At 65.2% G+C, this 12,811-nt stretch carries 13 protein-coding genes, 1 tRNA gene and 1 pseudogene; 8 read left to right on the forward strand and 7 right to left on the reverse strand.

The window, feature by feature from the left end:
- Positions 1-321: 321 nt before the first annotated feature.
- Together glnA and L0V05_RS12690 are read right to left on the reverse strand one after the other, a co-directional pair.
- Entirely contained in the window at positions 322-1,731 is a 1,410-nt protein-coding gene (glnA, locus tag L0V05_RS12685) for a type I glutamate--ammonia ligase (RefSeq protein ID WP_234871030.1), read from the reverse strand.
- Between the two features lie 73 nt (positions 1,732-1,804).
- Positions 1,805-2,143: a P-II family nitrogen regulator gene (locus L0V05_RS12690; protein WP_234871032.1), complete on the reverse strand. Its 339-nt coding sequence runs from the start codon at positions 2,141-2,143 to the stop codon at positions 1,805-1,807.
- A gap of 201 nt (positions 2,144-2,344) precedes the next feature.
- On the opposite strand from L0V05_RS12690, the gene L0V05_RS12695 reads away from it, so the two are divergent.
- Positions 2,345-3,841: an NAD(P)H-hydrate dehydratase gene (locus tag L0V05_RS12695; RefSeq protein ID WP_234871034.1), complete on the forward strand. Its 1,497-nt coding sequence runs from the start codon at positions 2,345-2,347 to the stop codon at positions 3,839-3,841.
- Here L0V05_RS12695 and L0V05_RS12700 read toward each other — a convergent pair whose 3' ends face one another.
- Positions 3,842-4,315 carry a Hint domain-containing protein gene (locus L0V05_RS12700; RefSeq protein ID WP_234871036.1) on the reverse strand — a complete coding sequence of 158 codons (474 nt, stop codon included), beginning with the start codon at positions 4,313-4,315 and terminating at the stop codon, positions 3,842-3,844. It abuts the gene before it with no gap.
- Between the two features lie 127 nt (positions 4,316-4,442).
- Between L0V05_RS12700 and L0V05_RS12705 the strand changes: the two genes are divergently transcribed.
- Positions 4,443-4,527: transfer RNA gene (locus L0V05_RS12705), tRNA-Leu, on the forward strand.
- A 217-nt stretch (positions 4,528-4,744) separates the two neighbouring features.
- On the opposite strand, the pseudogene L0V05_RS20730 reads toward L0V05_RS12705, so the two are convergent.
- Positions 4,745-5,605 (reverse strand): annotated as a pseudogene (locus L0V05_RS20730) (Hint domain-containing protein); the annotation flags it as partial.
- Between the two features lie 189 nt (positions 5,606-5,794).
- On the opposite strand from L0V05_RS20730, the gene L0V05_RS12715 reads away from it, so the two are divergent.
- The 6 genes from L0V05_RS12715 (at position 5,795) to L0V05_RS12740 (ending at position 11,268) form a co-directional block, all read left to right on the forward strand.
- The gene (locus tag L0V05_RS12715) at positions 5,795-6,463 is read left to right on the forward strand and encodes a prolipoprotein diacylglyceryl transferase (protein WP_255683797.1); all 669 of its coding nucleotides are present in this window, start codon (positions 5,795-5,797) and stop codon (positions 6,461-6,463) included.
- Positions 6,450-7,874 carry a radical SAM protein gene (locus L0V05_RS12720; protein WP_234871040.1) on the forward strand — a complete coding sequence of 475 codons (1,425 nt, stop codon included), beginning with the start codon at positions 6,450-6,452 and terminating at the stop codon, positions 7,872-7,874. The genes L0V05_RS12715 and L0V05_RS12720 overlap by 14 nt, the downstream gene beginning before the upstream one ends.
- Before the next feature lies 1 nt (position 7,875).
- The gene (locus tag L0V05_RS12725; protein ID WP_234871042.1) at positions 7,876-8,124 is read left to right on the forward strand and encodes a hypothetical protein; all 249 of its coding nucleotides are present in this window, start codon (positions 7,876-7,878) and stop codon (positions 8,122-8,124) included.
- Complete coding sequence (locus L0V05_RS12730) at positions 8,121-8,366, forward strand: hypothetical protein (protein WP_234871044.1); 246 nt, start codon at positions 8,121-8,123, stop codon at positions 8,364-8,366. The genes L0V05_RS12725 and L0V05_RS12730 overlap by 4 nt, the downstream gene beginning before the upstream one ends.
- Positions 8,367-8,579: 213 nt before the next feature.
- Positions 8,580-9,914, forward strand: a complete 1,335-nt coding sequence (gene tig / locus L0V05_RS12735; RefSeq protein ID WP_234871046.1) for a trigger factor — start codon at positions 8,580-8,582, stop codon at positions 9,912-9,914.
- 64 nt (positions 9,915-9,978) lie between these two features.
- Positions 9,979-11,268: a ClC family H(+)/Cl(-) exchange transporter gene (locus L0V05_RS12740; RefSeq protein WP_234871048.1), complete on the forward strand. Its 1,290-nt coding sequence runs from the start codon at positions 9,979-9,981 to the stop codon at positions 11,266-11,268.
- Positions 11,269-11,362: 94 nt separating this feature from the next.
- Here the strand turns inward: L0V05_RS12740 and rplI are convergent, their stop codons facing one another.
- Genes rplI through rpsF form a run of 3 tightly spaced genes read right to left on the reverse strand, consistent with a single transcriptional unit; the run spans position 11,363 to position 12,653 of the window.
- Complete coding sequence (gene rplI / locus L0V05_RS12745; protein WP_234871050.1) at positions 11,363-11,935, reverse strand: 50S ribosomal protein L9; 573 nt, start codon at positions 11,933-11,935, stop codon at positions 11,363-11,365.
- Between the two features lie 12 nt (positions 11,936-11,947).
- Positions 11,948-12,175 carry a 30S ribosomal protein S18 gene (gene rpsR / locus L0V05_RS12750; RefSeq protein WP_011747229.1) on the reverse strand — a complete coding sequence of 76 codons (228 nt, stop codon included), beginning with the start codon at positions 12,173-12,175 and terminating at the stop codon, positions 11,948-11,950.
- Between the two features lie 25 nt (positions 12,176-12,200).
- A complete protein-coding gene (rpsF, locus tag L0V05_RS12755) occupies positions 12,201-12,653 on the reverse strand; it encodes a 30S ribosomal protein S6 (protein WP_234871051.1) in 453 nt (150 codons plus the stop codon).
- Between the last annotated feature and the right edge of the window lie 158 nt (positions 12,654-12,811).

Consider the following 12,811-nt stretch of genomic DNA (forward strand, 5'->3'; position numbering starts at 1 on the left):
GGCGCGGATTGTGAAATTAACGTGGAATTCACCAAGCCCGGCGGTTTGTTGCCGCGCAGCGAACGGCAGCCCGAAGCACGTGGTTTTGTTGCCTACCGCAACGTGGTGCGCTGAAAGGGACTAGTCCAAAAGGACAGGTCGGACGGCCGGTCCCCGTTAACCAGATCGCCTCCGGTAGCCACCCCCACAGCGCTATTGTTGCCGACCGGCGACCAGTGGACGGCACAGGATCGCCGCGACGGACCTGGCCGCGCTGCAACACAGAAAAAGGGCGCGTCGATCGACGCGCCCTTTTCCGGATACAGATTGTTTCCTGAGGACTTAGCAGGAGTAGTACATCGCGTACTCGATCGGGTGGGGCGTATGCTCGTAGGCGTACACTTCCTCCCATTTCAGCGCCATGTAGCCCTCGAGCTGGTCCTTGGTGAACACGTCACCGGCCAGCAGGAAGTCGTGATCCTTCTCGAGTTCTTCCAGCGCCTCGCGGAGCGAGCCGCAGACCGTGGGGATCTGCGCCAGTTCTTCCGGAGGCAGGTCGTAAAGGTCCTTGTCCGAGGCCGGACCCGGGTCGATCTTGTTCTTGATCCCGTCGAGGCCGGCCATCAGCAGGGCGGCGAAGGCGAGATAGGGGTTGGCCGAGGGATCGGGGAAGCGGGCTTCCACACGCTTGGCCTTCGGCGACTCGGTCCACGGGATCCGGACGCAACCCGAGCGGTTGCGGGCCGAGTAAGCGCGCAGAACCGGGGCTTCGAAGCCGGGGATCAGACGCTTGTAGCTGTTGGTGCCGGGGTTCGTCAGGGCGTTCAGCGCCTTGGCGTGCTTCAGGATGCCGCCGATGAAGTAGAGCGCTTCCTGGCTGAGGTCGGCATATTTGTCGCCGGCGAAAAGCGGCTTGCCGTCCTTCCAGATCGACATGTTGACGTGCATCCCCGAGCCGTTGTCGCCCTTCATGGGCTTCGGCATGAAGGTCACGGTCTTGCCATAGGCGGCCGCGACGTTGTGGATGACGTACTTGTACTTCAGGATGTTGTCGGCCTGCTCGGTCAGCCCGCCGAAGATCAGCCCAAGCTCGTGCTGGGCGGTCGCCACCTCGTGGTGGTGCTTGTCGACCTTCATCCCCATCCGCTTCATGGTCGAGAGCATCTCGCCACGGATGTCCTGGCTCGCGTCGATCGGGTTGACCGGGAAGTAGCCACCCTTGTGGGCCGCGCGGTGGGCGAGGTTGCCGCCCTCGATGTCGGCGTCGGTGTTCCAGGCGGCGTCTTCGGCGTCGATCTGGAACGACACCTTCTGCGGCGTCACCGAATAGCGCACGTCGTCGAAGATGAAGAATTCGGCTTCCGGGCCGAAATAGGCGGCGTCACCGATGCCCGAGGACTTCAGGTAGGCTTCGGCCTTCAGCGCGGTGCCGCGCGGGTCACGCGAATAGGGCTCGCCGGTATCGGGTTCCACGACGTTGCAATGCACGCACATGGTCTTTTCGGCATAGAACGGGTCGATATAGACCGAACTCGCATCCGGGATGAGCTTCATGTCGGACTGGTCGATCGACTTCCAGCCGGCGATGGACGAACCGTCGAACATGAAGCCTTCCTCGAAGAAGTCTTCGTCGACGAGGTCGGCCACCAGCGTCACGTGCTGGAGCTTGCCTTTCGGATCGGTAAAGCGGATGTCGACGTATTCGACCTCCTCGTCCTTCATCAGTTTTAGAGCGTCCTTGACCTTGCTCATCTCGGGGTCATTCCTTCTGCTTGAGGATTTCGTAGGCCCGGATGCGGCGCCCCCGCCGAACCGGGAGAGGGGTTCAAATCGCGTCGTCGCCGGTTTCGCCGGTGCGGATTCGGATCGCTTGTTCGACGGGCGAGATGAAGATCTTGCCGTCGCCGATCTTGTCGGTGCGGGCGGCCGAGATGATGGCCTCAACCGCTGCATCGACATCCTCGTCGGACAGGACGACCTCGATCTTCACCTTCGGCAGGAAATCGACGACGTATTCGGCTCCGCGATAAAGCTCGGTATGGCCCTTCTGGCGGCCGAAGCCTTTCACTTCCGTCACGGACAGGCCCTGGATTCCGGCTTCCTGAAGCGCTTCTTTGACTTCATCAAGTTTGAACGGCTTGATGATGGCCTCGATCTTCTTCACCGCGACTCCCCCCGATGTTTTCCGTTCCGCAGGCCAGTGACCACTTTCGCGCGGGAGGGACAATTGACTAGGGTCAAGGCGCACGGGATGCCCACGGGGATTCCAAAGAGATTGCCTAAAAAATAGGCAGTGCGACTTCGATATGGGCGGTTTTAGAACGGTTTTGGCGATCTGATGGGCGAATTGCTGACTTCTGCACAAATGCGCGCCATCGAGGGCGCCGCCATGGCCTCCGGTCAGGTCGATGGGGCCGAACTGATGGAGCGTGCCGGCGCGGCAGTTGCGGCGGCTGTCCTGAAGACCTGGGGCATGGACCGCCGGAGGGCGATCGTGCTGTGCGGGCCGGGCAACAATGGCGGCGATGGCTATGTCATCGCCCGGTCTCTGGCCCAGTCGGGGTGGAATGTGGTGGTCAAGGCCTTGGCTGCGCCAGCCACAGCAGATGCCAAGCAGGCGCGCGGCAAGTGGGTCGGTCCGGTCGAGCCATTTGCGCTGGACCCTGCCGAACTCGACGGGGCGCCGGTCATCATCGACGCGCTGTTCGGGACGGGGCTGGTCCGGCCGCTGGCGCCCGGAGTCTGGGGCGCGCTCGACTTGGCGCAGCAGGCAGGATGCCCGCTTGTCGCAGTCGATATCCTGTCCGGCCTCTGCGCCGACAGTGGCCGCGTGCGCAGCCTGTCGGGCTATCCGGAGCGCCCGGCCGACCTGACGGTTGCTTTTCATCGCGCGAAGCTCGGCCATGTGCTGGCGGAAGGCGGTCGCCTGAGCGGTCGGCTGGTCATCGCCGATATCGGCATCGAGCCCTGGCATCAGGACTTCCTGCGCGCCGAAGGTGAAGCCGTTGTCGATGAGGCGCATCCCGGTGCGGTTCTGCCCAAGGAGACAGGGCACAAATATGCCCATGGTCACGCTCTGATCCTGTCGGGCGGCACGGGACGGTGCGGGGCGGCGCGCCTGGCCGCCCGAGCGGCATTGCGGGTTGGAGCGGGGCTTGTGACGCTCGCCTGCCCTGAAGCGGCGTTGACCGAGAATGCAGCCCGGCTCGATGCGGTAATGCTGCGGCCGATTGACGATTCAGCAAGCCTGCGCGCCCTGTTGGCGGACCGGCGGCTGAACGCGCTGTGCCTGGGCCCAGGCCTGGGAACCGGCGCGCGCGAGGTCGGGCTGGTGGCCGAGGTGCTGGCAGGCGGCCGTCCCACCGTTCTCGATGCCGATGCGTTGACCATTCTGGCCCGCGATTCCCATCTGTTCGGGATGCTCCACGCCGGTTGTGTGCTGACCCCGCATGACGGCGAGTTTGCCCGGCTGTTCCCGAAGATCGCCGCAGCGCTGGCCGCCGAACCGGACGACGAGCGTGCGGCCATGTCGCGCGTCGATGCCGTGCGCGCGGCTGCGGCGCAGGCGGGGTGCATCGTGCTCCTGAAGGGGGCAGATACGGTGATCGCCACGCCGACCGGCCTTTGCGCCGTCCACGCCGCGCTGCGCGATCGCGCCGCGCCGTGGCTGGCGACGGCGGGGGCAGGGGACGTGCTCGCGGGGCTTATAGTCGGCCTTATCGCACGCGGGGCCCATGGCTTCGGCGCGGCGCAGGGCGCTGCCTGGCTGCATGTCGAAGCTGCCCGCGCCTTCGGGCCGGGCCTGATCGCCGAGGATCTGCCAGAGATGATCCCGCGGGTCTTTCGGACGATGGGATTCTGATCAGGCGGTCTGAGCGACCGGGATCGCCAATGTCGCGACTTCCAGCGTGCCGGCATAGATCACCGAGGCGCGCGGCAGGGTCAGGCGGATCATGCGGATGCGCTCGACCGGTTCGGGACGGATATACTGCCCATCTACCAAGCGCTTCAGCGGCACTGTCGCCTGCATGGCCCCGAAAAGCGCACGGGCGCGCCAGTCCCGGATAAGGATCGGCTGACCTGCCGGAAGCAGCATGTCCTCGTCCGGGCGGTCATGACCGAGCGCACGGGCCGACACACGAAGAAGGTCGGGCGCGACAACCTCATCCGAGGCGATGTCGGTCAGAAGCACGCTGCCCGCGCGGGTGATGATCCGGTCCTCGGGCAGAAGATGCTCGACCGGCATCTCGCCTTCCAGCGTCAGGACCGGCGTTCCGACCGGCAGATCGACGACGAACATCGTCTCGGTTCTGGTGTCAGAGCTCAGATCAGGCATCTCGCGTCTCCGCCGTCCTTCGGTCACACCAGTGTTCCTGTCGAAATGGGGCGAAAATGTGCCCGTCCCGCGACAAGATGCGTTTCCGCTCGCCTGCCGGCTCATGCTTTGCTAATGGGACGCGCGTGCGGGCGTGGCGAAACTGGTAGACGCACCAGATTTAGGTTCTGGCGCCGAGAGGCGTGGGGGTTCAAGTCCCTTCGCCCGCACCATTTTCCGGCGGCCCGAGGTCACGGTTGCGGCCGATTCCCAGCCGCGCAGGCAGGGGCGGACCGGCGTGGCGAAGGGTCCGGCGCCGCCTGCGAGTTCGGGGAAGAGTGCCAGGACTTCATTCCATTGGTCGCGCGAGAGCGTCAGCCGCTCGCTGAAGGTCGGGCGGAAGCTTTCGGTTTCGGCTCCGTCCGCCCAGATCAAGTGGTGGCAGTCGAAGAGGAGATGCAGGTAGGTCACCTCGGCCGCATGTTCGTCGATGCGGATGCCGGGGCGGCCGACCAGATGGCGCGCGGCCACCAGCACTTCGGGGCAACCCGCCATCAGCTCGGCCTGCCAGCCGGTGACAAGCATCCGGTGCTGCTGCGACACGACCAGATCGCGCGATGGCACACCCGGCCCGAGCGCGCCTGCCGAGATCCTCACCGGACGAAACTGCGGCTCCATCCGCAGGCGGCTGCCCGGAACGGTGAGCGCGCCAACCCAGACCAGCGGCTGCGGGCCTGCGTCGCGGGTCAGGACCAGATCGCCCGCCTTGAGCGTTTCAATGCGGCGGTCACCGTCCGGCGTCGCGATCATCGTGCCCGGGGTCAGGCAGGGCGGGAAGGCAAGCTTGTCATAGCCGACAGTCGGTTGTCCCGAAGAGCCCGGTCCCTCGCTGGCGGAAATGACCTTCAACGCCACCCCGACCGGCGGGAAGCCGCCCTCGCCGCCGAAGAAAGACAGCCCTTCGATCGTCGCGAAGCTGGGGCTGGAGTTGTTGACGTTGTAGCCGTAGACCGTCCAGGTCTTGCCCGTCGGATCCTGCAGGACGAGCTTGTACTCCGCCTCGACCGCTGTCCCCGAGCCATAGGTGACCTCGTTGATCGTCTGCGCGCCCGACAGCTTCTGGGTCGTATCGTTGTCGTCGAAGGTCGTGTCGTTGTCGTTGATCTTGGTGCCGGTCCAGCCGTTTGAATTCAGCGTGATGGTCTGACCCAGAAGATGGCTGCCATCGCCCTGGGTCATACCACTCAACGATTGGCCGCCCGAAACGCTGATCTGCGTTGCGGAAAGCATCCAGACAGTGAAATCGGCCATGTGAAACCTTCAGTTTTGTCCGGTGTTCTGACTGAACTCTGCGGCTCTTTCGCGGCATGAGGCGGGCAATTTGGGGCGACGGGTGCGATCGGGCAGCGTTCGGCTTGACTTGCCGGCCCCATCGGCTCCGATGGACGGCAACGGGCCGGGGAGGGCGGCATCCTGGACATCCATCGCGTCTTCGATCTGCTGGCGGCTGCCTTTGCCGTGGCGCTGATGCTCGCCGTGTCGCGCTGGCGCCTGCGCGGCGTGGCGCGGACGTCCGAGGATTTCGGTCTGCCCTACATGGCGGCGCTGGCGGCGGGGGCGATCCTCGGCGGCTTCGGCTTCGGCACGCTGAACCTCTGGGTCAGCGGCATTCCGGGGCTCGGGCGCAGCATCCTCGGCGCCTTGGCGGGGGCCATCCTCGCCGTAGAGATATACAAGGCAAGGGCAGGGATCCGGGGCAGCACCGGCCTCGTCTTCGTTGCCGGCTTCTCGGCCAGCGTGGCGGTCGGGCGGATCGGTTGCTTCCTGTCGGGGATCGGGGACAACACCCATGGCACGCTGACGGCGCTGCCCTGGGGCCATGACTTCGGCGACGGGCTGCTACGCCATCCGGTCCAGCTTTACGAAAGCCTGTCGATGGCGCTGTTCCTGGCCTTTTTCCTTTGGGCGCTGTGGCGGCGCGTGCCCTTCGTGATGGCGAACGGCTTTTACCTGATGGTCGGCTGGTATGGGTTCCAGCGCTTCCTGTGGGAATTCCTCAAGCCCTATGCCCCGGTCGCCGGGCCGCTCAACATATTCCAGTTCCTTTGTCTTGCCCTGATGTTCTACGCTCTCTTCATGATCCGCCGGAGCCGCCATGTTCGAGCGTAAGTCCGCCCCTTACCTGTTCCACGGCCAGACGACCTCGCTTTGCGACCAGTGCCTCGCGCCGGTCCCGGCCAAGATCGTGATCGAGGGGAACCTGGTCTATTACCTCAAGCGCTGCCGCACCCACGGGGTCAGGAAGGCGCTGATCTCGACCGACGCCGCCTACTGGAAGCGGACGCTCGACTGGCTGAAGCCCGGCGACCGGCCCGAGACGGCGCAGACCCGCATCGACCTGGGCTGCCCCTATGACTGCGGCCTTTGCCCGGACCACGAGCAGCATTCCTGTCTCGCGCTGATCGAGGTGAACGAGCACTGCAACCTGACCTGCCCGGTCTGCTTTGCCGGATCGTCGCCGCAGCACACGGGCACAAGGACACTGGCCGAGATCGAGCGGATGCTCGATGCGCTGGTGGCCAGCGAGAAGGAGCCGGACCTGCTGCAGATATCCGGCGGCGAGCCGACGCTGCACCCGGAGATCCTGACGATCCTGCGCATGGCGAAAGCGCGCCCGATCCGCCACCTGATGCTGAACACCAACGGCCTTCGGATCGCGCGCGACCGGGATTTCGTCCGCGAACTGTCGACGCTGAAACCTGGTTTCGAGGTCTACCTGCAGTTCGACAGCCTGCGCCCCGAGGTGCACAAGACGCTGCGCGGCGCCGACCTGACCCGCATCCGCCAGCAGGCGCTGGAGAACCTTGAGGCGGAAGGCATATCGACCACGCTGGTCGCCACCATCCGCAAGGGGCTGAACGACGATGAAGTCGGCGCGATCATCGACCACGCGCTGGAGTGGCCTTGTGTGCGTGGTGTCACATTCCAGCCGGTCCAGGATGCGGGCCGGAACGAGGGGTTCGAGGCGAACAGTCATCGCGCGCTGCTGTCCGACATCCGTCGCGCGGTGATCGAGGCTGATAACCCCTTCGGCGAGGCGGACATGATCCCCTTGCCCTGCAACCCGGAATCGATCTCGATCGGCTACGCGCTGCGGCGGGGGCGACAGCTTGCGCCGATCACCGGCATGATGCCGCGCGAAACGCTTGTGGACGTGCTGCCGAACACGGTGACCTTCGAGCGCTATCCGGGCCTGCGCCAGCGCATCTTCGACTTCTTCTCGCTCTCGTCTGGCGAATGCAACGCGCCCGACCGGCTTGAGGCGCTGCTCTGTTGCTTGCCCGAGGTGCAGGTGCCGGCCGACATCGGCTACACAGACCTCTTTCGCATTGCGATCGTCGAATTCCTTGATCCGCACAATTTCTGCCTGTCGCGGGTCAAGCGCTCTTGCGTCCATTTCGTGACGCCCGAAGGGAAGATCGTGCCCTTCGACACCTACAACCTGTTCTACAGGGATGCCGAGGCCAAGGCGCGCCGCGCGGCCTCGCTTGCGGCGCGGGTCGTGCAGATGGGAGGCTGAGATGCGAAACTTTTTCGGGATCTTTCTGCTGCTGCTTGCGGTCCTTTCGGGCGGCTGCTCGCTTGCCTTCGCGACCATGGCATTCGGTGACCTCAGTGACGATCCTGGCGCCCTGGCGCTCTGGCTCGGCGGTGTCATAATCGCCGCCGCTTCGATCTGGGGCGCGGTAGCCCTGCTTCGCAGCCCCGCAGTGCGGTCGGTCGCGCCCGCTGACGCCCCGAAACCGGCTAGTCCTGAGGACAAACCGTGAGAACGTTTGGCGCGATGATCCTGATCCTGCTGGCCGTGATGACCGGCGGCTGTTCGCTGCTCTTCAGCCCTTATGGCCTGCAGGACGTCTTTCAGGGCTTCTCGGGCGGAGTCGGGTGGATCTGGCTGGTCGGTGTCGGAATCACTCTCTTGGCCATTCGCGGGGCGGTGCGGTTGCTGCGGCGGCCGGCTCCAGCCACTCCCCCACTCCCGAGGAACGACTCTGGTCCGACCGAGCGCTGACGCTCACCGAAGCTTGCGAGGGCTGGCTCAATTTCCCCCTCGCGCGCGCCCGGAAGCTTTGCTAGAAGGCGCGGGATTTGGCGCCCTGGGCCTTGTCCGGGGCGCTGGTGTTTTGCCTGAGGCCCCGCGGCCGGATGGTGACGACAGAATGGTCTGGCGGCGGTTCGGGCGGTGAGGGCCCGGCAGGTCGCCGAGAGAAAGAAGGACGAGAGAATGCAGGTCACCGAGACCCTGAACGAAGGTCTGAAGCGCGGCTACACGATCACCGTGACCGCGGCCGAGCTGGACGCGAAGGTCACCGAGAAGCTCCTCGAGGCCCAGCCGGAAGTCGAGCTTAAGGGCTTCCGAAAGGGCAAGGTGCCGATGGCCATGCTGCGCAAGCAGTTCGGCACCCGTCTTCTGGGCGACGCGATGCAGGATGCCATCGACGGCGCGATGAAGGACCATTTCGAAAAGACCGGCGACCGCCCGGCGCTGCAGCCCGAGATCAAGATGGTCGGCGGCGAGGAGTGGAAGGAAGGCCAGGACGTGGTCGTGGAAGTCGCCTACGAGGCGCTGCCGCCGATCCCGGATGTCGATGCCGGCAAGATCAAGCTTGAGCGTCTGACCGTCGCCGCCGAACCGGAAGCTGTCGAAGAAGCGCTGAAGAACCTCGCCGCCTCGGCGCAGGTGTTTGAGGACCGCAAGAAGGGCTCCAAGGCCAAGGACGGCGATCAGGTCGTGATCGACTTCAAGGGCTCGGTCGATGGCGAGCTGTTCGAAGGCGGCTCGGCGGAGGACTATCCGCTGGTGCTCGGCTCGAACTCGTTCATTCCGGGCTTCGAGGCGCAACTCGTCGGCGCCAAGGCCGGTGACGAGGTTTCGGTCAATGTGACCTTCCCGGAAAACTACGGCGCCGCGCATCTGGCCGGCAAGGCCGCGGTCTTTGCCTGCACGGTCAAGGAAGTGAAGGCCCCGAAGGCCGCCGAGATCGACGAGGAACTGGCGAAGAAATACGGCGCCGAGAGCCTCGAGGCGCTCAAGGGCCAGATCGCCGAGCGTCTGGAAGCAGAGTACAAGGGCGCCTCGCGCGCGGTGCTGAAGCGTTCGCTGCTGGACCAGCTTGACGGGCTGGTGAAGTTCGACCTGCCGGCTTCTCTGGTCGAAGCCGAAGCGGCCCAGATCGCCCACCAGCTTTACCACGAAGAGCATCCCGACGATCACGGCCACCACCACGGCAATATCGAGCCGACCGACGAGCACAAGAAACTCGCCGAGCGTCGCGTGCGTCTGGGCCTGCTTCTGGCCGAGATCGGCCGCAAGGCCGAGATCAACGTGACCGATGCCGAGATGACCCAGGCGGTTCTTGCCCAGGCCCGCCAGTATCCGGGTCAGGAGCGCGCCTTCTTCGAATTCGTGCAGAAGAATCCGCAGATGCAGCAGCAACTGCGCGCGCCGATCTTCGAGGACAAGGTCGTCGACCACATCGTCGAACAGGCCAAGGTTTCCGAAAAGAAGGCCAGCAAGGAAGATCTCCAGAAGGCTGTCGAGGCGCTGGACGAACTCTGATCCTGAAAGGCCCGGCTCTGCGCCGGGCCTTTTCGTTTCTGCCCTGAGCCTGTCGCGAGATCGCATGACGGCCGCCGAGGATACCGATCCGCGGGATAACGACCGACGTGGCCTTCTGGGCCTCGCGGTGCTTTCGGCCTTGGCGGGCATGGCCACCGGCCTTGTGGTGGCAGTCTTTCGCCTTGCGCTTTACCATGCCGAGAACCTGCGGGCCCGGTTGACCGGATCGGTCGGGCAGGACCTGGGCCCTCTGCCCGATATGCTGGTTGCGGGTGCGCTGATCGCGCTGGCGCTGTGGCTGGTGCGGACCTTCTCCCCCCAAAGTGCGGGCAGCGGCATCCCCAATGTCGAAGCGACGATCGAAGGCGAGCTGCGGCCGGTCGGCATCCGCTTGCTGCTGGTGAAGTTCACCGGCGGACTTTTCGCCATGTCGGGGGGCCTTGCGCTTGGTCGAGAAGGGCCGAGCGTCCAGATGGGATCGAGCCTTGCCCATCTGACCAGCCGGCTGTTCCGGGTCGCCTGGGGCGATGAGCGCATCCTGATCGCCTCTTGTGCCGGGGCAGGGCTGGCGGCGGCATTCAACGCCCCGATCGCAGGCGCGGTCTTTGTGCTTGAAGAGCTCGTGCGCCGCTTCGAGACGCGCATCGCCGTCGCGGCCCTGATGGCCTCGGGCGGGGCGATCGCCGTGACCCGTGCGGTGCTTGGCGCTGCACCCGATCTGCCGACCGAAGCCGTTGTCCAGAACCTGCCGACCGTGCATCTGAGCTTCCTCGGGCTGGGCCTGATCGCGGGGCTGATGGCCGTGCTTTACAGCCGGATGCTGATCGCCACTGTCGACAGGGTCGAGCGTCTGTCCTGGTCGCCCGTGTTGCGGGGCATGATCGTCGGGTCCGGCGTCGGTCTGCTGACCTGGGCACTGCCAGGCCTGACCGGACCGGGGGATGCCCTGACCTTGCGGGCCCTCCATGCAATCGAGCCGCTGGAATGGTTGCCCTGGCTGATCGCCTTCCGGCTGCTATTCAGCGTGGCCTCCTATGCGGTCGGAACTCCAGGGGGCATTTTTGCGCCGCTTCTGGTCCTTGGGGCCGAACTCGGGCTTGTGGTCGGCCTGGGGATCGAGGCGGTGTTCCATCTTGGCTACGATCCGCGGGCCTATGCCGTGGCCGGGATGGCGGCGCTGTTTTCGGGCGTAGTGCGTGCGCCGCTGACCGGCATGATCATCGTGGTCGAGATGACGGCGTTGCCGCAACTGATGCTGCCGCTGATGCTCGCTTCGGCCGCGGCGATGGGCGTGGCGACGGCGGCAGGCGTGCCGCCCATCTACACCTCGCTGCGCGACCGACTGAAGATCTGACGCGACAGAAGGGTCCGAAAGTCGGCCATGCAAAAGGAAAGGGCCGCACCCGTTGCACCGGCGCGGCCCCTGATCTTGGATCTGCCGTCGGGAATCAGGCGTCTTCCGACGCGGCCCCGCCGATGTCGTCGAAGAGTTCGGCAATCTCGAACTCGGCCGCAGCTTCGGCTTCGGCAGCGAGATCCTGGATCGATTTGCCCGAAGCCTGAAGTTCGGCTTCCTCGACCGAACGCGCGACGTTCAGCGAAACCTTGACCGTGACTTCCGGGTGCAGGACCACGGTCACCGTGTGCAGGCCCAGATCCTTGATCGGACGGTCCAGCACCACCTGATTGCGGTGGACGGTGAAGCCCGATTCGGTTGCGGCTTCGGCGGCGTCACGGGTCGTGACCGAACCGTAAAGCGCGCCGGCATCCGAGGCCGAGCGGATGATGACGAAGGTCTGCCCGTCGAGTTTGGCGGCGACGGCTTCGGCTTCCTTCTTGGTCTCGAGGTTCTGGGCCTCAAGCTGGGCCTTCTTGGCTTCGAACGACTTGATGTTGGCGTCGTTCGCGCGCAGTGCCTTGCCTTGCGGCAGCAGGTAGTTGCGGGCGTAGCCGTCCTTGACGTTCACGACCTCGCCCATCTGGCCGAGCTTGGCCACGCGCTGGAGAAGAATGACTTGCATGGGTCTCTCTCCTTACTTCACAGCGTAGGGGAGCAGGGCGAGGAAGCGGGCGCGCTTGATGGCGCGGGCCAGTTCACGCTGCTTCTTGGCCGAGACGGCGGTGATGCGGGACGGAACGATCTTGCCGCGCTCGGAGATGTAGCGCTGCAGCAGACGCGTGTCCTTGTAGTCGATCGCCGGAGCGTTGTCGCCCGAGAACGGGCAGACCTTGCGGCGGCGGAAAAACGGTTTGTTCGCCATGGTTTACTGTCCTTTCCTCACGCGATCAACGACGACGGTCGGCGCCGAAGCCGCCGCGGTCGCCACCCCGGTCACCGCCGAAGCTCGGACGGTCGCCACGATCGCCGAAGCTGCGCTCGGGACGGTCGCCGCGCTCACCACGCTCGCCGCGCTCTTCGCGCTTCTGCATCTGGGCCGAGGGGCCTTCCTCGTGCTTGTCGACCTTGACGGTCAGCACGCGCATCACGTCGTCATGGAGGCGCATCAGGCGCTCCATTTCCTGAACGGCGGCCGCGGGCGCGTCCGAACGCAGGAAGGCGTAATGACCCTTGCGGTTCTTGTTGATCTTGTAGGCCATCGTCTTGACGCCCCAGTACTCGTTCTCAACGACCTTGCCGCCGTTGTCCGCGAGGACGGTGGAGAAATGTTCGATAAGACCTTCGGCCTGCGCGTTGGACAGATCCTGACGCGAGATGAAGACATGCTCGTAAAGCGGCATGCGTACTCCGTATCTATCTAGGCGCATTTCATAGGACGGGGGTGGACCTTCCGCTGGTCCCGTCCACGAGGGTATGCGCCGGTCAGCATTGCTCCGGCGGAAGGATGCGGCCTTATACACGGGCACGCGGGGGATGCAAGCGGCGGCGGCAACGCGCC

The sequence above is a fragment of the Alitabrizicola rongguiensis genome, from assembly GCF_021491355.1.
Taxonomy (GTDB): domain Bacteria; phylum Pseudomonadota; class Alphaproteobacteria; order Rhodobacterales; family Rhodobacteraceae; genus Aliitabrizicola; species Aliitabrizicola rongguiensis.